Below are 24,366 nucleotides of genomic sequence, written 5' to 3' on the forward strand. Positions count from 1 at the left end.
TGGGACCACGGACGGCATCAAAGACGTTTCAGGGTCGGCAACGGCTGCCGACTCTCGGCCCAGTTTGTCGGGTTCGATAGTCGACCCGAAACGCTATGGTTCCCTGACTGTCTAGGTTCCGTGAACGCGATGGCGATACTCGACGACCTCTCGGGCTACGAGTTCGAGGACCTGATGGAGGACGTGTTCCGCCACTTAGGCTACGAAAACGTCCGCCAATCGAGGCGGACGGCCGACGAGGGACGGGACATTCTGATGGAAGAGGTCGTCGACGGGAGTCGGCGCGCGGTCGTCGTCGAATGCAAACACACGGAAACCGTCAGCCGTCCAGTCATCCAGAAGCTCCACTCGGCGGTCGCGACCTACGACTACGACGGACCCGTCCGGGGGATGGTGGTGACGAGCGGTCGCTTCACCGACCCCGCTCGAGAGTACGCCCGGGACCTCGGCGCCAGACGGGACGGCGGCGTGGAACTCCTCGACGGCGCGGACCTCCGGGAGATCGGCGAGGAGATCGGCATGGACCTCTATAACGGCCGGATCGAGATCCTCTGCGAGGAGGTGCTCCGGCCGACCAACCCGACCTGTGGGCGGGACGCACCGGTCTTCGAAGCCGCCCGCGAGATCGAGAACCTCGAGCCCGCGACGATCCCGACCCCCGAGACGACCGTCTCGCTCGAGCCGATGGTGACCATCCACACGAGAACGAACGCGACGTTCGAGACGTCCGTCGGCGTCATCCACCAGGTCGAGGAATCGAACGACCTCGTGATCCGCGCCGAGGGCGACACCCCCCGGATCGAGACCGGCGACGTCAAGGAGCTGGTCGCGAACCCGTCGGCCCCTCGTATCGACCTCGAGGATCGAAATCTCGAGGCCACCTTCGACGCCGTCGAACGGCGGCGATTCGGTCGGACCGAGACCACCTACAAGCAGTGGGCGATCGATCGGCTCCAGCAGGTCCACACCACGACGGTGCAGTACACCGGCGGCAACAACGTCGACTACGAGAAGACCTGTACGCCGCGACCGTCCGATATCTCGATCTGGTCGATCGATCCGGTCTACGTTCCCCACGTTCGCTCGTGCGTCTCGCTGGGCGAGTACGAGTACGGGTACGCCTACTACGCCGCGGGGCCCTCGAGGGCGACCACGACGAACGAGTTTCGACAGTGTGTCCACTGCGGTGCCGACGGCGCGAACGAGACCTACACCTACTGTTCCAACTGCGGGAGCATCAACTGCGACGACCACCTCGAGACGGAGCGACTCGTGGGCGAGCCGGTCTGTACCGGCTGCGCCGTGACCGAGCAGTTCGCGTTCGACACCAAGTACTTCTACGATCGGGAGAACCTCGAGGCCTTCCGCGAGGAGTACGCCGAGATGCCCATCCACGAGAAGGCCAAGGAGAACGTGAGACTGGCTGCGGGCACCGTACTCTGTCTGCTGTTCGCGGCGTTCCTGGTCGTGCTGTCGCTCGGTCTCGTGTAGCGTCTTCGGGCTGGTCGAACCGTCTCCTCGGATAGGTACCTCTTCACTGTGAACCGACCGTACCACGTGCGGTGGCGCACGCTGGGCCGTGGTGAGCCGAGGGCGAACCACGGCACAGAACCGTGCGAGGGATGAGCGAGTGAACGAAGTGAACGAGTGAATCGGTTGGGGAGGGCGTGGCACTCATCGCAGCCAGCGGCAGCAGAACGCTCGACTCGTCAGACTTGTCGGGAAGAGAGGCCAGTACAGTAGTCAGCGGAGCTGAGATGAGAACTCGAGTGCGAACGCTTCAACTTCGTCCCAGTCCGTGTACTCGTAGTCCCGCGACGTGTCGGTATCGCCGCTCGCCTTCCGTGCAATCCGGCGCATCACGAACCGTTTCACCAGGCCGTACTCGCTGTACTTGATCGCCCCCGCTACGGTGAGCGTCGCGTCCGGCTCCCAGCCCGTTTCCTCGAGAAACCCCTCGAGCAACTCCCGCGCAGGCTCGCGCTCGGCCGGATCCGCGTGCGCCGCCGTTAGACTCACCGAGAAAAAGGCCGACGGCTGTCGATTCAGGCCCTCGAGATTCTCGCGGACGAACTCGGTGACGTACCCCTGATGAGACCCCGCGTGGATCGACGCGCCGACGATCACGCCGTCGTATGCAGCCACGTCGAGCCCCTCGGGGGGATGTTTCAGGTGGACCAGCACTGGCTCGTGGCCCTCGGACTCGAGGATGTCACCCACTCGTTCGGCGATCGTCGCCGTCTGGCCCTCGCTCGAGCCGAAGGCGACGAGGACGCGGGTCATGGGGGGTCGCCTCGAGCGGCCGTGGAGTCGGCGTCTAAGGGGAACATCTCGGGTGCTCGTACGACGATGGGGGTATTGAGCGTTGTACCTGAACTTGCTCCGCTCGAGTTGCTCACTTCGCGTGCGAACGGAACGTGGTCTTAGAAAATGGATATGTAGCGAATGTAGCTGCCTATTCGACGATGAATCCGCTCGCCAATTCCAGAACCTCCGAGCGAGACCGCGGCTGATCGAACGCCATTGGGAATCCGACCTCACCGTTGAGTTCACGGAGGAACGAGGCATGCCGCGCTTCGACGTTGTGAATGCTAAGCGCTGGCGGAACGAGATCAGCGTTCTCGATGAAGGGAGCAGCACCGGCGTGAGTCGTGATTTGCTCGGTCTGATCAGAGAGCATGCTGATGATGGGGTCGTGTTCCCACCGGAGCGCTGGGCGGCAACCTTCCGGCTGCACGCCCAGCTCATCCTCCGTGAACTGAGGAGATATCTCGCCTACTCGCTACCGCCACTGCTACAGCGACTAATCGAAGACGCTCAGAAGATCCACAAGCAACGACCGATCCTCCAAGCAACACGCGCTGCCACCTCCCAACCGGCTGTCGAGGCCTAGTTAAAGGCAAGCAATTCTACAGAATAAAGCATCCTATTCATAAATACAAACGTGCGCAATACTTGCACCCGTTAAATTTATTATAGAACACAACAATATACAAATGCATGTCAGATACAGAATGGAAGGACGACGTTGATTCCATCGTAGAAGACGGCAGTGGCTGCGTTGAGACGTGGGAAGCGCTCTCTGAGAAGCGATCATCAGACGAATCAGGGCGTCGGTCGTTTATGCAGCGTTTCGGAATCACGGTTGGTGCCCTTTCACTCGGTTCAACGGCAGGGTTCACATCATCCGTGTCGGCTGAAAAAAGCGAGATTGACACAGTTGACCTCCCTAAATCCGAAGCGCGAGCATTGTTCGGCGAAGCGCGGCAGTACGATGGTTTTCGTGTTGCCTATCAGGAACTAGACGTTGACAGCATTGACCGAGCGTTCCAATATGAACAAAATGGAACGGAAGGGAGAGGTCTGGTTCTCGGCAGCGAGTCGAATGACGCACCGGTCCTGTTCTTCTACGATGATGACGAGAAGGGGAAAACAGCGTTTGGGGGATCACAGATTGAGGACGACGGCCTCAGAATCGTCGATGGCGATGAAGCGATCCGCTACGATATTGGAACACACGACGTTTCAGAGGCGTTCACTCAAATTGAATCGACAGCGGAATATACTGACGCGACGAGCGCTGCTAACGGATCCGTGTTCGAAGACGAGATGATATTCGCTCGCTCACTGAAAACTGACGAGTTTGCACTTCTCGCTCCGGTCGGTGAATCTGATGAGATCACAGATCGGATCGTCGTACAAGGATCCACTAATACGTGGGACCTCACCGCGGATGTCGCCAGTAATGGTGTGACGACGTTGGGCGATGGCCACGTGGTCTGTGATCCAACAGGAAACATCTGTACAGACTACTGTAAAATCCTCTGTGCCGCCGTCGGTGGTCTCTCAGGTGCTGCTTGCTTGACAAAATGCTCTGCAACAATCGCTGGCATTCCAATCGCACCAGCATGCGCTTCGGTCTGCGCTGCTGCTGTCGGAGGTACCTGTTATCAGACCTGTGTCAACCAAGTTAATTAGTGATGGTCACGAACAAACAGCCAGATAACTCAATGAAAGAAACACGTGTTATCCGGGGTGGCTAAATGCTCACCTCGGAACAGATTGGTGGATTAGCCGTAATGGCAACCGTCCTCGCTGTCACCGGATTCGTGGCAGTACCCGAACAGGCTTCGCCACTGATCACTGCTGCCCTGGTCTGGCTGGTCGCCTTTGGTGCGGGTACTATCGGAGTATTCGCTCTGACTTGACACGGAGCGGTACCGTTGTGATGGCGGGACAGCCGTGTTCAAAGACGGGTTGAAAAAAGTGTGAGTACAGCGACCTCGTCGAAGCTGTATTCGACTCGTCGCTCAATGGACCGTCTCATCGGTCGGTGGATTGGTTATCCCCAATCACTTCGCTGTGCCACTCGCCGTTTTCGTCGAACCCGCCGTAGACTGCTCCTCGAGCAGTCCTCGCGAGGAGTTCCCGACGATCAACGCTGCACTGAGAGCCAACGCGAGGGTCGTCACCACCGGGCTCAACAGCCCCGCCAGCGCGACGGGGATCACGATCGCGTTGTAGGCGAGCGCCAGCCCGAGATTCTGCACCACGCGCCTGCGAGCGCCGCGGGCCAGCGCGAAGGCTCGTTCGACCGCGGCGAGGTCGTCCTCGACGATCGCGAGGTCGGCCGCGTCGGCGGCCAGCGCCGTCCCGCCGCCGAGCGAGAGCCCCAGATCCGCCGCGGCGAGTGCGGGCGCGTCGTTCGTCCCGTCGCCGACCATCGCGACGCAGCCGTCCTCGCACAGTCGCCGGACGGCGGCCGTCTTTCCTGCGGGCGGGACGCTCGAGAAGACGCGACTCACCCCGGGATGCGCTCGAAAGCGACCCGTCGCCGATTCGTCGTCGCCCGTAAGCACCACGACGTCGACGCCGCGGTCGGCGAGCGCGGTCACGACGTCCGTCCACCCCGCTCGCGGCTCGTCACCCACGACGACGAGTCCTTCCGCGCGTCCGTCCCGGCCGACGATTACAGGGAGGTGGCCGTCCGCTCGCACGTCGTCGATTCGGCTCTCGAGGCGGTCCTCGAACTCGAAGCCCGCACCCCGAACGAAGTCGGGGTGACCGACGACCAGCTGCTGGCCGTCGACGACTCCCTCGACGCCGGTCGCGTGGCGTTGGAACTCCTGGACAGATTTCTCTTCCGGGCCGTCACCCGTCTCACTCGCTTCTTCGTCGGCGATTCCGCCGTCAGATCGCGCTCGCTCGTTCCCACCATCCGTTCGTACCCACTCGCCCCCGCCCTCGTCGACCCCGTCGCTGAAGGCGTCCGCGATGGCTGCCGCAGCCGGATGTGCCGCGCGTCGCTCGAGCGTCCCAGCAGCCCGAAACAGTTCGTCCGGCCCCTCGGCCTCGAGCACGGTCATCTCGCCGGTCGTGAGCGTTCCGGTCTTGTCGAAGACGACACAGTCGACCTCGCGCAGCCGTTCGAAGACGCTCTCGTCGAAGACGACGATGCCGGCCTCGAGGGCGTCGCGGATGCTCGAGGCGATCGAACACGGCGTCGCGAGCGCGAGCGCCCACGGACTCGCGACGACGATAGTGACGAGGACGGCCGACGCGACGGTGGGCGCACTCGAGCCCAGCAGGACGGCCGCGAGGCCCGCGACGACCGCAGCGACGACGACGAGCGGGAGAGCGAGCCCGGCGAGCCCGTCGGCCCGGCGCTGGACGCCGTGATCTGCGCTTTGAAGATTCCAGACGGTCCGAGTCAGCCGCTCGATGCTGCTCGCGGTCCGGTCGCCGACGTCGACGATTGCGGCGTCGCCCGTCACGACCGAGCCGCCGATCACCGCGTCGCCCGCGGTTTTCGAAACCGGGAGAGACTCACCGGTGACGACGGCTTCGTCGACGGTGCACTCGCCCTCCGCGACGCGGCCGTCGACCGGGATCCGCTCGCCAGCCCGGACGAGCAGGCGGTCGTCGGCCGCGATGTCCGCCACCGGAATCTCTCGCGTCGTTCCGTCGGACTCGAGGACGCGACCCGTGTCGACCTGCGAGACCGTGAGGTCGGTGAGCCGGTTCAGCGCCGCGCGCTTGACGGTTTCCTCGTAGAAGACGGCGGCCATCACCGTCGCAGCGACGAGAATCGTCAGGTCGTAGTAGACCTCGGGTCGCCCGACGAGAAAGGACAGCGTGCCGTAGCAGAAGGCCGACACGATCGTCAGCGCTGCGAGCAGCTGCGTACTCGGCCGCCGGAGTTTCAGGCTCACGTACGCCCCGCGAAGCAACGGCATTCCGGTCAGGTAGAGGACGGCGGCAGTCAGCACGAAGAAGAGGGGCAGGAACAGCATTCCGTCGAAACTCGCGAACGTCTCGCCGTACTGTGCGAACAGCCAGTACTCCGTGTACCGGGAGAGATAGACGGGGTAGAACACCGTCACGTACGGCACCAGCAGGAACGAGCCGAAGACGATCCCGACGATGTAGCGGATCTCGAGGACGTCCTCCGAACGTCGCTTGCGCATCCCCCGCATCTCGCGCGATCGGCGGGTGGTGCTCGCGACGTCCTCCCGTCGCCCGGAAGACACGGAATCGCCGCCGTCCTCACCAGTGGCCTCCTCGCGGCGATACGCGGTGTAGCCCGTTCTGCTCAGCGCGTCCTCGAGTTCCGCCGCCGACACCCGTTCGGGATCGTGATCGACCTGCACCGTCTCCGTGACGTAACTCGCCGCCGCGTCCGAGACGCCCCCGTACCCTTCGGCGATCGACTCGAGGTAGGACTCACAGAGCGTCGAGTGCATGCCGTCGACCCGGAAAAACGTACGCGCGTGCTCGGCGGGAGTCGCCTCCGTGGACGCCGCCTCCGCGGTGTCACTCTCGCCCTCGGCTGACTCTCCCTCGGCGATGCGATCGTCGCCGTCGGGGCAGCCAAGTTCCGCGGCGACCTCGCGGCAGCCGCTCGAGCAGAACGACCTCTCGGGCTCCGACTCCGGACCGACAGCCGCCTCCGACGCCGACTCCAAATCCGCACCGACAGCCGCTTCCGACGCCGATTCGCCCACGGATTCGGAACACACCGTGTCACAGAGGCGACAGCGATCGCGCGTCGATCCCCGATCACTCATCACACGAATGCTCCACCGCCGAGTACCATAACGGTGGTCTCGGGGTGGACGGTGACGAAGTCTCGAGGCGTCCCACAACGATGGCCACGGCGCTCGTCACTCTCGCTCGAGCAGCGCCCCGCTCTCGCCGACCGCGATCCCTCTGGTGCCGTCGATCGAGACGCCCAGCAGCGGCCCGGATGCGTCGACGTCGAACCGTTCCCACTCGGCGGTTGCTCCGTCGCGTTCGGACACCGCATCGTCGGTGCAGACCGCGACGCGTTCATCGTGGCCAGCGATTCCCGTCGCTGCCCGGTCGGCGACGCGCTCGGGCGTCCACGTCGGGCCGTCGTAGCGGTGGACGACGCCGTCGTCCGCGGCTACCAGACACTCGCCTTTTCCCGTCGTTGCGATGTCAGTGAGCGTTCCGTCGGCTCCCTCGAGTCCTACCCGCTCGAACGACTCGCCGCCGTCGGTCGTCTCGAAGACGCCGTCATTGGTGTCACAGCAGTAGCCGACGCCGTCTGCGAGCAGGGCGACGCCGCTCAGACTCGAGCCGCTGCCGGGTTTCTCGGGGCCGGTCCACTCGAGGGTGTCGCCGCGATACGCGCCCCGGAGGACGGCCCCGGAGCCGTTGATCAGGAGGACCGTCTCCGAACCCGCTCCGCCGGCGACGGCGACGCCCAGCCAGTTGTCGGTGATGTCCTCGGGTGCCGTGTAATCCACGTGCCGGCCGGTCTCGGCGTCGATTCGGCCGAGTGAGCCGCTGTCGCCCGCGACCCAGACCGCGCCGCCGTCGCTCGTTGCGTCGACGCCGCGGAGGTCGTTGCCGCCGGCGGCGGGGCCGTCCTCGAGGAGAACACGCCATCCGTTCTCGTCGCCCTCTTCGGCGCGTTCCTCGCCGTTTCCCTCACCGCTGGCGAGGACGATTCCGCCGTCACCGACCGCGTAGCCGCCGCTGGTCGAGACGCTCGCGTCGCGTAGCGTCGTCTCCGCGGGTGCGTCGACGGCGTGCCACCCGGACTGTGTCTCCGTCGACACGTCGGCTCCGTCGCTATTGCGATCATCACTCCTCGTCGCTTCGTCGGCTTCGCTTTGCACCGGTTCGGGGGCGTCACCGTCCGCGGTTTCGGCGTGCTCGAGGGTCGTTCCACCGCCCCTCTCATCGTCCATCCCTGCCGTGGAACGCCGCTCGGTTGCTGCGTTCGATTCCGTTTCGGCTGTCTCGCTCCCGGAGGCGTCCCCAGCGGCGTCCTGCGCGTTCGCGGCGGATGCGTCCGTCGTCGAAGTTTCTCGTGCGGGCGCTCGAGCGCCAGCGCGCTCCGATTTGCCCGGCTGTTCGCTCTCGACGGGCGTCCCGTTCCCACGCTCGTCGACGCTCGAGGAACTGCTCCCGTCGCTCGAGTCCGCGACCGTCGCCGAATCCTCCCGCGGGCGCGCCCGTCCGTGCCAAAGGTACAACACGACCGGCGGGACGAGATACGATGCGATCGCGAGCGCGGCGAACCAGTTGTGGACGATAGTTAGCGTCCCGAACGCGGTCAACCCGGCCGTCGCGACGGCGTGGATCCACGTCTTCGTGTAGTTGCGAAAGAATCGGACGAAGCCGTTCGCGTCGGCGGATGCGTCGTGTGTGGTCATCGAGTAGCGTGGCGGGTCCCTCGAGCGAACCGACTCCGAGACAGGAGCCGAAACTCGTGGCTCGAGTGTATCGGATCGCCGGGCAAAAACGCACTGCAGGCAGACCCACTCCGCCGAACGGGCCGCGTTAGCGCTGGGGTCGCCGCGCCGTGCCGACGGAGACGGTGAGCACGCCGTTGTTGTAGACGGCCTCGCGCTCGTCGGTGAACGCGTCCAGTCGATCCGGCGGTGAGACGGCCCGATCGAAGGTGGTGTCTTCGTGTTCGATTCGGAGGCAGATTCGTCTCGAGCTGGCGGTGACCGTGATATCGTCGATGGCGGCGGGGAGCGCGTCGACGACGACGGTCAGCCGACCGGCCGATCGGTCGTGGACCGCTCGCGTCGGAAACGACTGGGTCGTGGTGTGCGTGGAGGGGGACACGGAGCCACGTACCGAAGGCAGACAGAAGTCGATCCGCGTGCACAGCTGTCGGTTTGATAGGTGGCCGTTTCCACCGCCGCTCAGAGATACCCTAGATCCGCCAGTCGCTCTTTGGTCCCCTCGCGCATCTCGACCGCTCCCGTCGCGTCGGCGTCCTCGAGCGGCTCGAACTGCTCTTCGAGCCGTCGCTGGAGCGTCCGGACCTGCTCGGGCTCCTCGGCTGCGATATCGTCGCGCTCGTTCGGATCGACCGTGACGTCGTGCAGGCGCTCGAAGCCGTCGTCGCCGCGAACGTACTTGTACTCCCGCGTCCGAACCGCGCGAAGCCGACGGTCGTACTCGCGGACGCGATCCGGAATGTCGCCGAAGCGGGCCTCGAGCCGTTCGATCGAGGGCTGCGGGGCGACGTACTCGGCGAAGACGGCGTCCCGCGGCGGCGCTGTCGAATCGGGGTGGAGCGAGCGACTCGAGCCCTGCTCGAGCAGTTCGGGATCGTCGATGCCGACGGTCTCGAGCAGCGTGGCGGGGAGGTCGAGCAACTGGACGAGGTCGTCGCGCTCGCCGCCGTCGGTGAACGGGCCGCCGTGGCAGACGAGGGGGACGTTGATCAGGGTGTCGTAGAGGTTGTACTGGTGGCCGAAGAAGCCGTGCTCGCCGATGTGCTCGCCGTGGTCGCCACAGACGACGAAGAGGGTGTCCTCCCACTCGCCGCTCTCCTCGAGCGCGGTCCGCAGTTCGCCGAGTTGGTCGTCGACGTAGGCGAGTTCGGCCCGGTAGAGCCCGCGAAGGAGGGCGAAGTCGCGGTCGGTGAGCTCGTAGTCCTCACAGTCGAACGCGCGGGGGTCCTGTCGGATCGCGGCCGCCTCCTCGTAGCTCGCGCCCTCGGGCAGGAACCGCTCGGCGTACTCCTGCGGCGGGTCGTACTCGACGTGGGGTTCGATGAAGTTACAGAACAGGAAGAACGGATCGTCGGCGTCGCGCTCGGCGAGCCAGTTCGCGACCCAGGTCGTCGATCGGTCGGAGCCGTCGTCGCCGGCCGGCTGGAGCAGTTCGCTGTAGAGGATGTTCGCGGCGTTGACCACCGGGTTGCCGTCGAAGAGCCGATTTCGGGTCGCGTCGAGTTTTTCGCGGAGGTCCTCGCCGCGGACGACGGCCCCCATGTCCGCGTCGGACTGGATGTACTGCCAACCCTTTCGGAGTTCGTCGAAGCCGCGGTCGAAGCCGAACTCCTCGGTGATCCAGGTGTTGTTCGAAACGCCGATCGTCTCGTACCCTGAATCGGCGAAGGACTCGGCGAGGGTGCGCAATTCCTCGTCGAGGTAGGTGTGATCGCCGTGGGTCCCGTGTTCGGAGGAGTAGGTACCGGTAAACATCGACGCGTGGGAGGGGAGCGTCCACGGCGCCGTCGCGAAGGCGTTGGTGAACGAGGTTCCCTCGTTCGCGAGTCGGTTCAACGTCGGGCTCGTCTTCGGCCCGCTGCTCTTCGCTCGAGCGGTGTCGAGAACGACGAGAACGACGTTCCGCACGGTGGAATGTGACTCCGAGTCACGCTCGTTACTCGAGGCTGCGTCGGATTCGGTGGCGTCCGCCATGGTTGGTACACTTGCGCCCCTCGCAGGGAAGGCCACCGCCCCGGAGTATGCAGGTGGTTCACCGTATTGGAATGTGTTCGAAACACCGATACTCGCCGTCGGGAAGCAATTTCGTGGGCATAGCAGTCCGAACGCTTACTCCCGTTCTTCCCGTACCCCACGATCATGACGTCGCCCAACATCGTACTGGTCCACTGCCACGATCTGGGGAAGTACGTGGGCTGTTACGGCGCAGCCGTCGACACGCCGAATATCGACGCGCTCGCCGACGACGGCGTCCGGTTCGATCGACACTTCGTGACGGCTCCACAGTGTTCGCCCAGTCGTTCGAGTCTCATGACCGGTCGTCACCCCCACCAGAACGGGATGCTCGGGCTGGCGCACGGAAACTGGGAGCTCGGTCCCGACGAACGGCTCCTCCCCGACCTCCTCGCTGAGGCTGGGTACGAAACCCATCTCTTCGGCCTCCAACACGTCACCGAGTATCCCGATCGACTCGGCTACGATCGAATCCACAGCGACGAGCCGTTGACGACGGACGCCCCGCCCTCGGTCCACGAGACGGCCCGCGCTCGAGACGTCGCCGATGACGTAGCCGGGCTGCTCGAGTCGGGCGACCACGACGACCCCTTCTTCGCCTCCGTCGGCTTCTTCGAACTCCACCGCGTCGAGGAGAACGGCGGCTTCGGCTTCGAGGGCGACCGCTACGAGACGCCCGATCCCGATGCGGTCGAGCCGCTCGCGTTCCTCCCCGACCGACCCGGAATCCGGTTGGATATCGCCGAGATGCAGGGAATGCTCGGCGCGATCGACGACGGCGTGGGGACGATCCTCGAGAGCATCGACGAGGCGGGCCTCGCGGAGGACACCCTCGTCGTCTTTACGACCGAACACGGACTGGCGATGCCGCGCGCGAAGGGGACCTGTTTCGACGCCGGCATCGAGGGCGTCCTCTTGATGCGCCAGCCCGACGTCCTCGAGTCGGGACGGGTCGTCGACGACCTCGTGAGCAACGTCGACGTCTTCGCGACGCTGCTCGAACTCGCCGACGCCGACGGCGGTGTCGACGCGGACCGACTCGCCGGCCGGAGCTTCGTGCCGCTACTGCGCGACGGCGAAAACGGCTACGAGCCGCGCGATCGGGTCTTCGCCGGCATGACCTGGCACGACCGCTACAACCCGATTCGGGCGATCCGCACGGAGCGCTGGAAGTACATTCGGAACTTCTGGCACCTGCCCGCGATCTACATGACGACGGATATCTACGCCAGCGAGGCCGGACGCGAAGTCCAGGAGGCGTACTACGGCGAACAGCGAGCCTACGAGGAACTGTACGATTTAGAGGCCGACCCGCTCGAGCAGGAGAACCTCGCGGACGACGAACCCGACGACCCGGCTGTCGAGGCCGTTCGCGACCGGCTTCGCGGCGAGTTGCTCGACTGGATGGACGCGACGGTCGATCCACTGCTCGAGGGACCGGTCCTCCCCAACGACTGGGAGACGGTTCACCCGCGGCTGGACGACCACCGTGAGGATACGTGGAACTGATCGTCGACGGCCCGACACTGTGCCGCCGACCGGATTAAGACACCCGCGAACGAAGCCACGACACGAATGACCGACGTCGTGAGCCTGGGCAGCGCCAACGTCGATCGGATCCGGTATCTGCCGACCGACCGAATCCGCGACCTCGAGAGCCGATACGACTGGTTTCCGGCGGCTGGAGAGACCGTTCGGATCGACGAGAGTCCGTCGTTGCTGTCCCTCGAGGCCGAACGCTACGAGAACGTCGTCGGCGGCAAGGGCGCGAACCAGGCGGTCGCGGCGGCTCGCGCCGGGGCAGAGACCGCGTTCCTCGGCTGCGTCGGATCCGACGAGGCCGAATTCGGCGTACTCGAGACGCTCGCCGACCGCGGCGTCGATGTCGATCACGTGCGAGTCGCCGCCGATCTCGAAACCGGGAAAGCGTACGTGTTCGTCGACGACGCCGGTGAGTCGTGGATCGCGATCGTCGGCGGGGCGAACGACGCGGTAGACGGGGCATACGTCGACCGCCACTACGACCGGATCCGGACGGCGGACGCGCTCCTCCTGCAGAACGAGATTCCCGTCGCCACGATGGAGCGGCTGCTCGAGCGTCTGGAAAACGAAACTGCCCGTCCGGCGGTGATCTTCAACCCGGCTCCGTCCGACGGGGCCGGCCCGCTCTGCTCCCGTTCGACGGTCGATATCGTCGTTGTCAACGAAACTGAACACGCGGCGCTCGAGGCTCACCTCGCGAGTTTCGACGGGACAGTCGTCCGAACGCAGGGAGCTGACGACGTCGTCGCGACCGGTGGCGTCGACCACCGCGTCACGCCGCCGTCCGTCGAGTCGGTCGATACGACCGGTGCGGGCGACGCCTTCTGCGGGTACCTCGCTGCGCTGTCGGGCGAGGGTGTGGGACTCGAGCGAGCGCTCGAGACTGCGACCGTGGCCGGCTCGCTGGCGACGGAGACCGAAGGCGTCCAGAACGGGATTCCCGACCTCGAGGCGGTCGAGCGGCTGTTCGAAAGCGAGATCGGGCACGACTGATCTCGAAACCGGGGACGATCGACAGCATCGATTCGTACGAGCGCCGACAACCTACCGGATCCAACTCCGAACGGGTCGTCGAACGAGACGACGGATCTTCGAAGCCGCAGTGAACGGCTGTCCACAGGGAAACGGCTTCGATAGCGTCCCGGCTTCTTACGCGACGGAGTCTTCGTCCGCGTCCGCTCCGGCGCGCTCGAGATGTCGTTCGAGCGACGCACTCACGATTTCCCGAAACCGCTCGTAGTCGGCCTCGAGGGCGACTGAACCGTTCGGCTGCTCACCCCTCACACCGTTCCTATCGCAGACCAGCGCTCCGCGGGCGATGTCGGAATCGATTCCGACCTCCATCGGATATCGCTCGGTCTCCAGTACGCCGTCGTCGACGAGGCCCGCGATCACGAGCGCGTCGTGAATCGCGGCCGATTCGATCCCGTACTGCTCGAGTTGCTCGTCGCCGTAGTAGGTGAGCCACTCGCTGACGGCCCGTCCCAGCAGATCGTCTCGCGGGAGCGATTCGACCGCCGCGGGCGGAACCGCGGCCTTCGCCGTGACGTCGAGGCCAACGAGCGTGGGCGAGCAATCCCGTACGACCCGGTGGGCCGCGTGGGGATCGGTGTGGAAGTTGGCCTCGGCCAGCGGCGTCACGTTGCCCGAACTGAATGCGGCCCCGCCCATAACGACGAGTTCGTCGAGCAGGTCGGGCAGGTCGGGTTCCATCGCGTGTGCGAGCGCAACGTTCGTCAGCGGTCCGATCGCCGCGAGCGTTAATTCGCCCTCGTGGGCTCGAGCCTGCTCGACGATGAACTTCGCGGCGTGTTCGTCGACGGGCCGGCTTGCAGCCGTCGGCGTCGGCACGTCGCCACGGATACCGCCCTCGCCGTGGATGTGCTCGGACGTCCGGAGCGGGACGGCCAGCGGCCGATCCGCTCCTCTCGCGATGGGCACGTCCGTCCGCTCGACGAGTTCGAGGATCGAACGAGCGTTCTCGGTCGTCTCCGAAACCGGCGCGTTGCCGTGGACGGTGGTCAGCCCGACGACCTCGAGGTCGGACCGCTCGAGGGCGGTCAGAATGGCCACGGCGTCGTCGCAGCCGGGATCCGTATCGATCAGCACGGGGCGACTCATACGCGAACCGTCGGGCCCCATCCGTGATAAATCGCCGGGCGTTCGCGGCGGCCGGTCCCGTCGGTCACTCGAGCGCGTCTTCGGCACCCGTGAGCAGGGCAACCGCGTTCGGCGTCCGTTCGACCATCCCCTTCCCGAGCAGGTAGCGAGCGTAGCCGTTGGCTCGGCCCCATTCCCGGTCCTCGTCGTCATCGCGACTGCGCCGTTCTATCCCCGAGTCGCCAGCCGAGACCCACCCTTGAGCCTCCGCGAGGAAGTATTCGGTCGACGGACCTGGGGACGACGCGAGCGCGTCCTCAAGCAGATCGACGGCGTCTCGCTTCGCGGCGTCGATCGACTCCGCGTCGAGTTCGGCCGCCTCGCCGTCCTCGAGGCGGTCGCGTTCCACGCGCGCCGTCTCGAACAGGAGCCACGTCTTCGCGAGTTCGACGGCGCCGTACACCTCGAAGCCGCGGTCGGCGTACCGGACGCCGGTACCGCTGCGGTCTGATCGCGAGTAGAGCGCGCTGTGAACGGAGCGGCGTTCCCCGTCGAACTCGTCGATCCGGTCGAACCATCGCGCTCGATCGTCGCGCAGGTCGTCGACGCGCTCGCCGAGGACCTGCCGACTCTCGGAGATCGTCTCGTGAACCGAGTCGCCGCCGTCGCGCTCGCGAAGCGCCTCGCGGTACGCCGCCGCCTCGGCGAGTCGAAGTTCGCTTCGCCGAACGCTGGCGTAGTTGTCGGCGATCTCTTCGGCGTCGTCCGGTTGCCTCCAGCGTTCGACGTCGTCGTCGTCCGCACGCCACCGCAGCCCCTGACCCGCCTGATTGAGACAGTACTCGATCCGGTGTCCATACGCGAGGAACGTCTCCGGATCGCCGGTCTCGTAGGAAAATCGATCGATCGCTGCGTCCACCTCGTCGAGTAACACGGTCGCCTTTTCGCTCGGATCTCGATCGAAGTCGGCGTTCGTGGCCCGCGCGTACGCGAACCCGGCGGCGGCCTTCGAGAGGTGGTACCCCGCGGCCTCGACGGTGTCGACGACCGGCGGTTCCGTCGGGAGATCGTCGGCAAACTCGGCCGCTCGCTCGAGGTCGGTGCGGTATGTTCGGTGCCGAGACTCAGACTGTCGATCGCTCGGTTCGTCCAGTCGATTCCACGCCTCGAGACCGTCAGTCGCGTAACTGATAATCTCCTCCGCGGTCGTTCGAAGGTGCGCGTCGGTCGTCTCGACCGCGGTCTCGACCTCGGGAATCGATCGTCGCCGCGTTCGCGCGTAGACGACGCGGTCGGGAAGCACGCCGATGACGCTCGAGCACCCGGCGAGAAGAGAGACGCCGATGCCGGTCGTGCCGGCCAAGAACTGCCGTCTGGAGGCACCCGGGCGGTGTTTCATATGGGTCATAGATAACAAATAGGTGAAAACATTTCGGTTCGAACTATTTCTGACAGAGACAATCCCGCGATCACTCGAGCGATCAGTATAACACGCTGGCGCGGTTCGATCGAACCGATGCCGACGCGCGCCTTCCGGGTCGCCTACGACGGCACCGGCTACTACGGCTTTCAGCGCCAGCCCGACGTTCTCACCGTAGAGGACGCGATATTCGATGCCCTGCGCGGCCTCGAGGTCCTCGCCCCCGACGCCGACAAACCCGACGGCTACGCCGCGGCAGGTCGGACCGATGCCGGCGTCTCTGCGCTCGCCCAGACGGTGGCCCTCGAGGTCCCGGAGTGGCTCACGCCGCGGGCGTTCAACGCCGAACTCCCCGCCGATATTCGGGCGTGGGCGGCCGCCGACGCGGCCGACGATTTCCACGCAACCCATCATGCGGCCGGTCGGACGTACACGTATCATCTGTACGCGCCGCCGGAGCCGGCTGCTCCTGTCGGTTCGATCGACACCTCGAACGCGACCGAACGCGCCGTCGACGACGGCCGGTTCCGAGCCGCCTGCGAGGCACTTTCGGGCAGTCACGATTACCACAACCTTACGCCGGACGACCACAACACCGAGCGCGCGCCGATGCTCGAGGCGACCCGCGACGGCGACTATCTCGTCGTGACGGTCGCCGCGAGCGGCTTCGCCCGCGAACTCGTCCGACGACTCGTCTCGCTGGCTCGAGACGTCGGTACCGGGGCGGAACCACTGGCGAAGATCGATCGGACCCTCGATCCCGACCCGCTGCCGGGTCACGAGGGCATCGCACCCGCGCCCCCCGAACCGCTCGTGTTGGCCGCGGTCGACTACCCTGACCTCGAGTTCGCGGTAGACGAGGACGCGGCCGCGAGCGCTCGAGCGATCTTCGAGCGGCGGCGGATCGACCGCCGGACGGGTGCGCGCGTGGCGGGTCAGATCGCCGACGGCGTCCGGTGAGCCGGCGACCGACGGCATCCAGTCCGTTGACGAGCCTTTTTGTGCTGGGACAGACACCTCGGAGCATGGAACTCTCACCGGAGGAGTACGGCGCGTACTGGCGGGCGTCGCTGCACGTTTCCGCGGGCATCATCATCGTCTATCTGGGCTATCAGGTCGCCTCGCCGCTGTTCGCCTACTCCAACGTCGGCGCGGTCGGTATCGGGATCTTTCTGTTCGTCGCGCTCGTCGTCGCCGGCTGCTTCATCGCGATGCTCGGCGTCGCTCGGACCGTTCGGACCGCCGTCGACGCCGAGATGCGGGGGTAACACGGGACGATCGACTCGAGCCGGTGAACAGAGATTTATCCGTCCGGGCCCTCGTCTCAGACATGAGTGAGTCCGCCCAGTCCCCCGAAGACGAGGTTCGAGAAGCGGTGTCGCTGTTCCTCCAGCGAAACTTTCCCCAGATTCAGGCCCACGGCGGCGACTCCTCGATCACCGAGGTCAATCTCGAGGAGGGCCACGTGGAGATCAACCTAAGCGGGGCCTGCAGCGGCTGCGGCGTCAGCCCGATGACGACGCAGGCGATCCAGCGACGGCTCCCGAGCGAGATCGATACGATCGACTACGTCTCGGTGACTACCGGCTTCGACGGGCTGAGTGAGGGAACGTCTCGGGACATTTCGGACGACGTGCCGTTCTGAATTACACGGCCAGTCCGGTCAATCCCAGCCGTCCGGCCAGACCTCCGCGGCCCGCATTCCCGGCTCGTACTCCTGTTCTCGAAGCTGTTCGCGTAACTCGTCGGACTCGATCCGCGGCACGTCCGTCCGCGTCAGCTCGCGAACCAACAGCGCCGTCAGCATGGCGTGTTCGCGGAGGTTCCGCGGATCGACCTTGTCCCGCGTGTCGGCAGTCGTGTGCCCCCAGCCGCGGCCTCGTTCGGAGCCCTCCGGCGGCTCGCTGTGAAGTTGGAGCGTCGGCACTCCGGCCCGAAGGAACGGCCAGTGATCGCTAAAGGGATGCGGATCGGTCTCGTGAACAACTGGCTGTCCCGCCGCGCTCGTCACCTCGTCGGCCAGTTCCGCGAGCGACTCGGAGCCGTGCGAGAGCGCTTTGAGATTCCGAAATCGGCCCGCGCCGTCGACGTTGACCACCGCGCGGATCGACTCGAGATCGACCGCGTCGGCCATCGCTTCGGCACCCAGCAGTCCGATCTCCTCGCAGCCGACGCCGGCCACTCGCACCCGGCACTCGAGGTCATCCTCGGTCGCCGACAGGGTCGACGTCGCGGCGGCGACGGTCGAGATACCGCAGCCGTTGTCCAGCGCGCCCTCGGTGATGTCGTGGGCGTCGTAGTGGGCGACGACGAGCACTTCCTCGTCCGTGTCGGGGCCAAGCGTCCCGTGTACGTTCTGACTCGAGCCGTCCTGCGTCGAGGCATCGACGCGAAGCCGCCCTCGAGCCCCGCGCTTGGCGTACTCCGTGAGCCAGTCGTGGGTCTCGGCGCTGACGCCGACACCCGGCACGGCGGCCTCGGCGTCGAACTTCAGTGCCCCCGTCGGCGGCAGTTGGCCGGGAACGTGGTTGGCGAAGACGAACGCCTTCGCACCCGCGGCGACCGCGTGGCCGAACTTCTCCATCCGGTGGACGAACCGCTGGCCCGACGGCGTCGTCGTACTCGCGACGGCGATCGCTCCCTTGAGGTCGACCTCCTCGAGTTCCGTCGGCGTCCCGTAGCCGACGTCGACCAGCGGTCCCTCGACGTCGCCCGCCGGCGCGTACGGCAGCGCGATCGCCTCGAACATACGGTCGACGCCCGTCGAGCCCGATTCGGGGTCGCCCCGTTCTCTTTCCGCCTCGCGCTCTTCGCTCCCGCTCCCGCGAGTCGTCGTCTCGCTTCCCAGCACGGCGAACTCGGTGGAGCCTCGCTCCCAGTACTGCATCGAAAATTCCTGGAACTCGACATCCTCGAGGCCGGCGTCGGTCAGCTCCTCGCGCACGATTTCGGCGGCGCGGCGTTCGCCCGGCGAGCCGCCCATCCGGTGGGGGAGCTCGGTCAGTCGCGTCAGCAGTTCCCAGCCCCGGTCGTCGCTCCAGGCGCGACCGAGCGCAGTCTCGAGTCGCTCGTCGTCGATGACCTCGTCGTCCATACCCCGTTGTTCGCGCTCGAGTGGCATATTTTGCCGGTCGGATTCGGCCGGGGTGGGTGCCCGACGGTTCGGAGTGTGGGGGTGTTGTTCGCCCTTCGATACCCTTTACCACCTACGTTCCGAAACGCGTGCTATGAGTTCCGTTCCCGAACGCTCCGAGGTCGACGAGGACTATACCTGGAACCTCGAGAGCATCTACGCGTCCGACGACGACTGGGAGAGCGCCTACGAGGCGGTCGCCGAGCGCGTCGACGAACTCGCCGCCTACGAGGGACAGGTTACCGACGACGCCGACACGCTCCTCGAGACGCTCGAGTTACGCGACGAGGTCATGCGCGAGGTGTCGATGGTCGCCTCCTATGCCCGAATGCGCCGCGACGAGGATACGACGAACCAGGAGTATCAGGCGCTGACGGCGCGGGCACAGTCGCTTGCCTCCGACGCCCACTCTGCGGCCTCGTTCATCGATCCCGAACTGCAGGAGCTGACCCGCGAGGAGTTCGACGCGATGGTCGACGCGGAGTCGGATCTCGAGACGTACGATCACTACGTCGACGACGTGCTGCGGATGAAACCGCACACGCGTTCGGCCGAAGTCGAGGAGTTGCTCGCCGAACTGGGCGAGGTCACGGGTGCGACGGGCGAGGTGTACAACATGCTCGCGAACGCGGACATGTCGTTTCCCACCGTGGAGGACGCTGACGGAGAAGCCGTCGAGGTCACCCAGAGCAACTTCGTCAACCTGCTCAAACGCCCGGATCGGGAGTTCCGCCGGACGGTCCACGAGGAGTACTACGACGAGTGGGAAACGCTCCGAAACACGGTCGCTTCGGCCTACAAGAACAGCGTCAAGGCCGACGTCAAGACGGCCCAGGCGCGCAACTACGACACGGCTCGCGAGGCTGCCCTCGACGGTCCCAACGTTCCCGTCGATGTCTACGACACGCTCGTCGACAGCGTCCACGAGAACATCGACAAGCTCCACCACCACGCCGAACTCAAGCGACAGGCCCTCGAGGTCGACGACCTCCAGATGTGGGACGTTTACATGCCTCTGACCGGCGACGAGGGGCCCGACGTCGAGTACGATCAAGCCGCCGAATGGGTCGTCGAATCCCTCGCGCCGCTGGGTGAGGACTACCAGTCCCGCGTCGCGGAAGGTCTCGACTCGCGCTGGGTCGACGTCTACGAGAACGAGGGCAAGCAGTCCGGTGCCTACTCGGGCGGCACGTACGACACCCAGCCGTTCATCCTGATGAACTACCAGGACGACATCTCCTCGATGTACACGCTGGCCCACGAACTCGGCCACTCGATGCACTCCGAACTGACGAAAGACGAACAGCCCTTCGTCTACTCGAACTACGAAATTTTCGTGGCCGAGGTCGCGAGTACGGTCAACGAGGCCCTGCTGACGAACCACTTGCTCGAGACCGTCGACGACCCCGAGTTCCGCAAGCACGTCTTGAACGAATTCCTGGAACGCGTGCGCTCGACGCTCTACCGACAGACGCTCTTTGCGGAGTTCGAACACGAGGCTCACCGACTCGAGGAGGAGAGCGAACCGTTGACGGCGGACCGACTGGACGAGCTCTACCGCGGACTCAAAGAAGAGTACTACGAGCCGGCGGTCGTCGACGACCGCATCGCCCGCGAGTGGATGCGTATCCCGCACTTCTACCGCGCCTTTTATGTCTACCAGTACGCGACCGGGATTTCGGCCGCGCTGGCCATCGTCGACGACGTCCTCCCGAACGGTGCGGGCGGCGACCCGAACCGCGACGCGGCCGAGGACTACCTCGAGTTCCTCCGACGGGGCTCCCGGGAGTACCCGCTCGAACTCCTCCGGATCGCCGGCGTCGACATGAGCACGTCCGAGCCGATCGATCGCGCGCTCGAGAGCTACGGCCAGCGACTCGAGGAGATGGACGCGCTGCTCGACGAGGCGAACTGACGACGTAATAGTTATGTTTTAGTCATTTTGTGGACTACAGCTCTGTGTGCCCATCTCGAACCGTCTCCGCGCTTCGGTACCCTCACTCGAGTGGTCTCCGATCTCTCTCCTGTTTGCCGCTCTCGTGGCCGTTCAGCTGACGGTCCTCTACGGAACCATCGGCGGCGACCCGAGCGACGTTGCCCTCTCGGTAGCCGCGGTGTACGTCGCGGGGATGCTTCTCGTCGGGTTGCTCGCGGGCGTTGCCCGGTCGAACTCGTTTCTGTTCACGTTGTTTGCGGGCTGGTCGGTCTTCGCGTGGCTCGCGTACGCGTTCGATCCGTCCGTTACCGTCGGGGCACTAATCGGAACCGTCACCGTCGGCTGCAGCTTCTACTATGCGATCAAGTACCGGTACGACGGCGATTTTTCGCTTCTCGAGGCCGTTCGTTGATGGCGGTGTGACTTATCCGGTCCACTCTCCTGTTGCAGACTTTTTGGTCCGAGGCGCGATTGCTGCCCGAAATCGCTCGCTTCCATCGTTTCGACTGGTTCGTGGCGATACGTCCTCGGTTGTCGGCTACCAGAAATCCAACCGGGACCCAAAGGCACATTTATGATCGGGGACTTACCAGCGTACGTCAGGATGTCTCGAAGCCCGTCTATCCCAGACCGACCTCACCGCGATATCGATCCCGATCTCCCCGACGATGAGCGGCTCGAGGCGCTCCGCGGGCACTTTGCGGATCTCGCGGAGGTAAACGAACAGCTCACTGAGCAGCTCGAGGAGGCCGAACAGCGTCGCCAAGACCTGCGCGACCGCGTCGAGCGCGTCGAGCGCGAGAACGAGACGCTCAAAAGCTCCTCGCTGTACATCGCCACCGTCGAGGACGTCCTCGAGAACGACGAAGTGATCGTCAAACAGCACGGAAACAACCAGGAGGTGCTCACGGACGTCTCCCCGCGGATCGTCGAGGAAGTCGATCCCGGCGACCGCGTCGCGGTCAACGACTCCTTTGCGATCCAGACGGTGCTCAACGCCGAGACCGACGCGCGCGCCCAGTCGATGGAGATCACCGAAAAGCCGGAAGTTACCTACGCCGACATCGGCGGGATCGACGAACAGGTTCTCGAGGTTCGCGAGGCCGTCGAGCAGCCGTTGGCCGAACCCGAACTGTTCCACGAGGTCGGCATCGAGCCGCCGAGCGGCGTCCTGCTCTACGGCCCGCCCGGGACCGGCAAGACGATGCTCGCCAAGGCCGTCGCCAACGAGACCGACGCCACCTTCATCAAGATGGCTGGCTCGGAACTCGTCCGCAAGTTCATCGGCGAGGGCTCCCGTCTCGTCCGAGACCTCTTCGAGATGGCCCGCGAGCGCGAACCGGCAATAATCTTCATCGACGAGATCGACGCCATCGCGACGACTCGCACCGAATCCAAGACCTCCGGCGACGCCGAGGTCCAGCGAACGATGATGCAACTGCTCTCCGAGATGGACGGCTTCGAGGCCCGCGGCGAGATCCGCATCATCGCCGCGACCAACCGCTTCGACATGCTCGACCGCGCCATCCTCCGGCCCGGCCGATTCGACCGCCTCATCGAAGTGCCCGAGGCCGACCGCGACGGCCGCGAGCAGATCCTCGAGATCCACACCCGGAACATGAACGTCGCCGACGGGGTCGACTTCGGCGACTTGGCCGACGACACCGACGGCTACTCCGGTGCCGAAATCGAGAGTCTCACAACCGAAGCCGGCATGTTCGCGATCCGCAACGACCGCGAGCAGGTCACCCACCAGGACTTCGTCGAGGCCCTCGAGAAAATCGAGAAAGACGACTCGAGCGAGGTTATCTCCTCGGCGGGCTACTTCTACCAGTAACAGTTGTTGGCAATGTGATCTACTTTATACAGTCTGACCGACCGGGACACTGCTGAATCCTTGCCGGTCATTGTTCGTTTGTCAGTACTCCGACTTCCGGTTTTCTATCCGTTTCTTGATGTTAGTTTCATCTGGAGTGACTGGCTTCACTCGAAGCTCTCCGAAACCGTACTTCGAGTGGTTCCCGACCCGAGTGAGTCCTGACATCGCAGTCTCCACCGGACGGGTGCCGTCGTAGCCGACGACCACGCCGTGATCGACGGTCTCCAACTCGTACACGTCGCCGCCCTCGATGACCTTCTCCAGGCGGTGGCGTAACTGCGCATCATCGTCTACGCTCCACCACCACGGGATGTCCACGTTGTTCGCCTTCGGGTACTCCGACCGGAGCACGAACGGCGTCACTAGTTCGAGGATGAACGCCTCGCCGTCTTCGAGACGCGAGTAGTCCAGTGCCTCCAGGTCAACGACCTGCGTGTCTTTCAGCGTGGTCGTCCCGTAGCCATAGTTGCGTTTGCCTCCGAACTGGAGGCCATCGAGCACGTCCTCACCGAGGGGTAGATGTCCAGGTCATCGGCGTGCAAGTAGGCGTTCACGTACCAACGCGTGGTCTGTTGCTGTTTCCGCGCGCCGTCGGGCCGGCCCATGATCGTCTCGTGAGCCAGCGCGGGCATCCCGCTCTGGAACCGGATGCCGTGAGCGTTCAGCCCGTCGCGGGGTCGGGTATCGAGCAGCCACGGGTGGTCGGGGTGCCGGAAGAGGAACAGGTCGTCGTAGCTTTCCACGTCAGGGAGCGACGACCCCATGTACGGGCGAATCCCGCTCTGCGAGTGCTCCTCGGGAAATGTCCCGAACTGGCCGGGGACGAACATCCCGTGGCTGGCGTTGATGTGCTGGTGGACGTCGTGCTCCAGCTGCATCCCGAGCGCGTGATAGATCGCGTTCCCGCTCACGTAGTACGGGTGCCCGAGGTAGTCCATGTCGAGTTCCCAATGAACCTGTTGGATGCGGGTCACGCGTTCTTCCTCCGAGTTTCGAGATCCTCGATGTACTGGAGCGCGGTGCTCCAACTCCAGATCCGCCGGAGGTTCGCATCGAGCACCATGTCGTGCTTGTCGTGGTTGACGTCGAGCGGGTGCGCGGTGAGACGCTTCCACGCCGACGCCCACGACCGCCACGGACGGCTTCCAAGGCGCGCCCACGGGTTCCCGCCCGCGCTCTCGTCGATTCGAAGCGCGAAGCGATCGCCCGCGTAGACCGTGCGGTGGGGCACGATCTCCCCGGCGTCCACGACCAGGAGGAGATCGGCGAACTCGTGACCGGCGTGGTAGTTGTCCAAGAGCGCCGCCACGAGCAGTGTGTGATACTTCAGGCTCGTGTACGGGTAGTAGAGTACCGACAGGTCGGACAGTGGCTCGAGGCCCACCCGTTCGTTCACGGTCTCGTTCTCGCGGTTGTCATTGGCTCGAGTTGGGCCGTCAGCTCGATCCTGATCGCCGGTCAGTCACCCCCGGAAGCGGCTCGGTACGGGCTCGCCGCCGGAATAGCCGCGTTCGTCGTCGCGGGTAGCGCCGCACTCGTTCGCCGGTAGATTTCAGCGAGGAGAGTCGCGAGACGACGCGCCGCTCGGCGGGTTCGGCCTCGGAACCGCAACGCCTT

Annotated in this window: 18 protein-coding genes and 4 pseudogenes; 11 read left to right on the plus strand and 11 right to left on the minus strand. The window is 65.2% G+C overall.

Translation table 11 applies throughout. The features are described 5' to 3' along the window. Window positions 1-129 precede the first annotated feature (129 nt). On the plus strand, window positions 130-1,491 hold the full coding sequence (locus tag NATTI_RS0112005) for a restriction endonuclease (RefSeq protein WP_006089689.1): 1,362 nt from the start codon (window positions 130-132) through the stop codon (window positions 1,489-1,491). A 252-nt stretch (window positions 1,492-1,743) separates the two neighbouring features. On the opposite strand, the gene NATTI_RS0112010 is transcribed toward NATTI_RS0112005, so the two are convergent. Beyond that, window positions 1,744-2,283, minus strand: coding sequence for a flavodoxin domain-containing protein (locus NATTI_RS0112010; RefSeq protein ID WP_006089691.1), 540 nt, complete (start codon window positions 2,281-2,283; stop codon window positions 1,744-1,746). A gap of 172 nt (window positions 2,284-2,455) precedes the next feature. Next, window positions 2,456-2,656, minus strand: a pseudogene (locus NATTI_RS27495) (ferritin-like domain-containing protein); the annotation flags it as partial. Here NATTI_RS27495 and NATTI_RS25365 point away from each other — a divergent pair. Both NATTI_RS25365 and NATTI_RS0112020 read left to right on the plus strand, forming a co-directional pair. Beyond that, a pseudogene (locus NATTI_RS25365) lies at window positions 2,645-2,893 on the plus strand (IS4 family transposase); the annotation flags it as partial. The pseudogenes NATTI_RS27495 and NATTI_RS25365 overlap by 12 nt on opposite strands. A 107-nt stretch (window positions 2,894-3,000) precedes the next feature. Beyond that, the gene (locus NATTI_RS0112020) at window positions 3,001-3,978 is read left to right on the plus strand and encodes a hypothetical protein (RefSeq protein ID WP_241434309.1); all 978 of its coding nucleotides are present in this window, start codon (window positions 3,001-3,003) and stop codon (window positions 3,976-3,978) included. A 374-nt stretch (window positions 3,979-4,352) separates the two neighbouring features. Here the strand turns inward: NATTI_RS0112020 and NATTI_RS0112025 are convergent, their stop codons facing one another. The 4 genes from NATTI_RS0112025 to NATTI_RS0112040 form a co-directional block, all read right to left on the minus strand. After that, window positions 4,353-7,067 carry a heavy metal translocating P-type ATPase gene (locus NATTI_RS0112025; protein ID WP_006089696.1) on the minus strand — a complete coding sequence of 905 codons (2,715 nt, stop codon included), beginning with the start codon at window positions 7,065-7,067 and terminating at the stop codon, window positions 4,353-4,355. Window positions 7,068-7,163: 96 nt separating this feature from the next. Beyond that, window positions 7,164-8,687 carry an ICP22 family protein gene (locus tag NATTI_RS0112030; protein ID WP_006089697.1) on the minus strand — a complete coding sequence of 508 codons (1,524 nt, stop codon included), beginning with the start codon at window positions 8,685-8,687 and terminating at the stop codon, window positions 7,164-7,166. Window positions 8,688-8,814: 127 nt separating this feature from the next. After that, window positions 8,815-9,108 carry an Hsp20/alpha crystallin family protein gene (locus tag NATTI_RS0112035; RefSeq protein ID WP_019991840.1) on the minus strand — a complete coding sequence of 98 codons (294 nt, stop codon included), beginning with the start codon at window positions 9,106-9,108 and terminating at the stop codon, window positions 8,815-8,817. An 80-nt stretch (window positions 9,109-9,188) separates the two neighbouring features. Continuing rightward, on the minus strand, window positions 9,189-10,700 hold the full coding sequence (locus NATTI_RS0112040; protein WP_019991841.1) for a sulfatase family protein: 1,512 nt from the start codon (window positions 10,698-10,700) through the stop codon (window positions 9,189-9,191). Between the two features lie 165 nt (window positions 10,701-10,865). On the opposite strand from NATTI_RS0112040, the gene NATTI_RS0112045 reads away from it, so the two are divergent. Both NATTI_RS0112045 and NATTI_RS0112050 read left to right on the plus strand, forming a co-directional pair. Beyond that, window positions 10,866-12,248 carry a sulfatase family protein gene (locus tag NATTI_RS0112045; protein ID WP_006089710.1) on the plus strand — a complete coding sequence of 461 codons (1,383 nt, stop codon included), beginning with the start codon at window positions 10,866-10,868 and terminating at the stop codon, window positions 12,246-12,248. Window positions 12,249-12,314: 66 nt separating this feature from the next. Then, window positions 12,315-13,274: a PfkB family carbohydrate kinase gene (locus NATTI_RS0112050; protein ID WP_006089711.1), complete on the plus strand. Its 960-nt coding sequence runs from the start codon at window positions 12,315-12,317 to the stop codon at window positions 13,272-13,274. A 156-nt stretch (window positions 13,275-13,430) separates the two neighbouring features. On the opposite strand, the gene NATTI_RS0112055 is transcribed toward NATTI_RS0112050, so the two are convergent. Together NATTI_RS0112055 and NATTI_RS0112060 are read right to left on the minus strand one after the other, a co-directional pair. Then, window positions 13,431-14,402 (minus strand): nucleoside hydrolase, encoded by a 972-nt coding sequence (locus tag NATTI_RS0112055; protein WP_006089714.1) that lies wholly within the window; start codon window positions 14,400-14,402, stop codon window positions 13,431-13,433. A 64-nt stretch (window positions 14,403-14,466) separates the two neighbouring features. Further along, complete coding sequence (locus NATTI_RS0112060) at window positions 14,467-15,780, minus strand: hypothetical protein (RefSeq protein ID WP_006089716.1); 1,314 nt, start codon at window positions 15,778-15,780, stop codon at window positions 14,467-14,469. Between the two features lie 117 nt (window positions 15,781-15,897). Here NATTI_RS0112060 and truA point away from each other — a divergent pair, with 117 nt between their 5' ends. From truA to NATTI_RS0112075, 3 genes are all read left to right on the plus strand, one after another. Continuing rightward, window positions 15,898-16,761, plus strand: coding sequence for a tRNA pseudouridine(38-40) synthase TruA (truA, locus tag NATTI_RS0112065; RefSeq protein ID WP_006089717.1), 864 nt, complete (start codon window positions 15,898-15,900; stop codon window positions 16,759-16,761). A 65-nt stretch (window positions 16,762-16,826) separates the two neighbouring features. After that, window positions 16,827-17,069 (plus strand): hypothetical protein, encoded by a 243-nt coding sequence (locus NATTI_RS0112070; protein WP_006089719.1) that lies wholly within the window; start codon window positions 16,827-16,829, stop codon window positions 17,067-17,069. 62 nt (window positions 17,070-17,131) lie between these two features. Further along, a complete protein-coding gene (locus tag NATTI_RS0112075) occupies window positions 17,132-17,446 on the plus strand; it encodes a NifU family protein (RefSeq protein WP_006089720.1) in 315 nt (104 codons plus the stop codon). An 18-nt stretch (window positions 17,447-17,464) separates the two neighbouring features. Here the strand turns inward: NATTI_RS0112075 and NATTI_RS0112080 are convergent, their stop codons facing one another. Further along, the gene (locus tag NATTI_RS0112080) at window positions 17,465-18,922 is read right to left on the minus strand and encodes a M28 family peptidase (protein ID WP_006089722.1); all 1,458 of its coding nucleotides are present in this window, start codon (window positions 18,920-18,922) and stop codon (window positions 17,465-17,467) included. Between the two features lie 106 nt (window positions 18,923-19,028). On the opposite strand from NATTI_RS0112080, the gene pepF reads away from it, so the two are divergent. The 3 genes from pepF (at window position 19,029) to pan2 (ending at window position 22,707) form a co-directional block, all read left to right on the plus strand. Then, window positions 19,029-20,849, plus strand: a complete 1,821-nt coding sequence (pepF, locus tag NATTI_RS0112085; protein WP_006089723.1) for an oligoendopeptidase F — start codon at window positions 19,029-19,031, stop codon at window positions 20,847-20,849. Between the two features lie 46 nt (window positions 20,850-20,895). Next, window positions 20,896-21,282 (plus strand): hypothetical protein, encoded by a 387-nt coding sequence (locus tag NATTI_RS0112090; RefSeq protein WP_241434312.1) that lies wholly within the window; start codon window positions 20,896-20,898, stop codon window positions 21,280-21,282. Window positions 21,283-21,474: 192 nt separating this feature from the next. Further along, a complete protein-coding gene (gene pan2 / locus NATTI_RS0112095; RefSeq protein WP_006089726.1) occupies window positions 21,475-22,707 on the plus strand; it encodes a proteasome-activating nucleotidase Pan2 in 1,233 nt (410 codons plus the stop codon). Window positions 22,708-22,788: 81 nt separating this feature from the next. Here the strand turns inward: pan2 and NATTI_RS0112100 are convergent. Then, window positions 22,789-23,723: pseudogene (locus tag NATTI_RS0112100) on the minus strand (hypothetical protein). Next, window positions 23,720-24,100, minus strand: a pseudogene (locus tag NATTI_RS0112105) (hypothetical protein); the annotation flags it as partial. The pseudogenes NATTI_RS0112100 and NATTI_RS0112105, both read right to left, overlap by 4 nt. Between the last annotated feature and the right edge of the window lie 266 nt (window positions 24,101-24,366).

It is taken from the genome of Natronorubrum tibetense GA33 (genome assembly GCF_000383975.1).
GTDB lineage: Archaea > Halobacteriota > Halobacteria > Halobacteriales > Natrialbaceae > Natronorubrum > Natronorubrum tibetense.

Coding starts and splice junctions, on each gene's coding strand:
- NATTI_RS0112005 (WP_006089689.1), top strand. CDS start 130: ATGGCGATACTCGACGACCTCTCGGGCTACGAGTTCGAGGACCTGATG.
- NATTI_RS0112010 (WP_006089691.1), bottom strand. CDS start 2,283: ATGACCCGCGTCCTCGTCGCCTTCGGCTCGAGCGAGGGCCAGACGGCG.
- NATTI_RS0112020 (WP_241434309.1), top strand. CDS start 3,001: ATGTCAGATACAGAATGGAAGGACGACGTTGATTCCATCGTAGAAGAC.
- NATTI_RS0112025 (WP_006089696.1), bottom strand. CDS start 7,067: ATGAGTGATCGGGGATCGACGCGCGATCGCTGTCGCCTCTGTGACACG.
- NATTI_RS0112030 (WP_006089697.1), bottom strand. CDS start 8,687: ATGACCACACACGACGCATCCGCCGACGCGAACGGCTTCGTCCGATTC.
- NATTI_RS0112040 (WP_019991841.1), bottom strand. CDS start 10,700: ATGGCGGACGCCACCGAATCCGACGCAGCCTCGAGTAACGAGCGTGAC.
- NATTI_RS0112045 (WP_006089710.1), top strand. CDS start 10,866: ATGACGTCGCCCAACATCGTACTGGTCCACTGCCACGATCTGGGGAAG.
- NATTI_RS0112050 (WP_006089711.1), top strand. CDS start 12,315: ATGACCGACGTCGTGAGCCTGGGCAGCGCCAACGTCGATCGGATCCGG.
- NATTI_RS0112055 (WP_006089714.1), bottom strand. CDS start 14,402: ATGAGTCGCCCCGTGCTGATCGATACGGATCCCGGCTGCGACGACGCC.
- NATTI_RS0112060 (WP_006089716.1), bottom strand. CDS start 15,780: ATGAAACACCGCCCGGGTGCCTCCAGACGGCAGTTCTTGGCCGGCACG.
- truA (WP_006089717.1), top strand. CDS start 15,898: ATGCCGACGCGCGCCTTCCGGGTCGCCTACGACGGCACCGGCTACTAC.
- NATTI_RS0112070 (WP_006089719.1), top strand. CDS start 16,827: ATGGAACTCTCACCGGAGGAGTACGGCGCGTACTGGCGGGCGTCGCTG.
- NATTI_RS0112075 (WP_006089720.1), top strand. CDS start 17,132: ATGAGTGAGTCCGCCCAGTCCCCCGAAGACGAGGTTCGAGAAGCGGTG.
- NATTI_RS0112080 (WP_006089722.1), bottom strand. CDS start 18,922: ATGCCACTCGAGCGCGAACAACGGGGTATGGACGACGAGGTCATCGAC.
- pepF (WP_006089723.1), top strand. CDS start 19,029: ATGAGTTCCGTTCCCGAACGCTCCGAGGTCGACGAGGACTATACCTGG.
- pan2 (WP_006089726.1), top strand. CDS start 21,475: ATGTCTCGAAGCCCGTCTATCCCAGACCGACCTCACCGCGATATCGAT.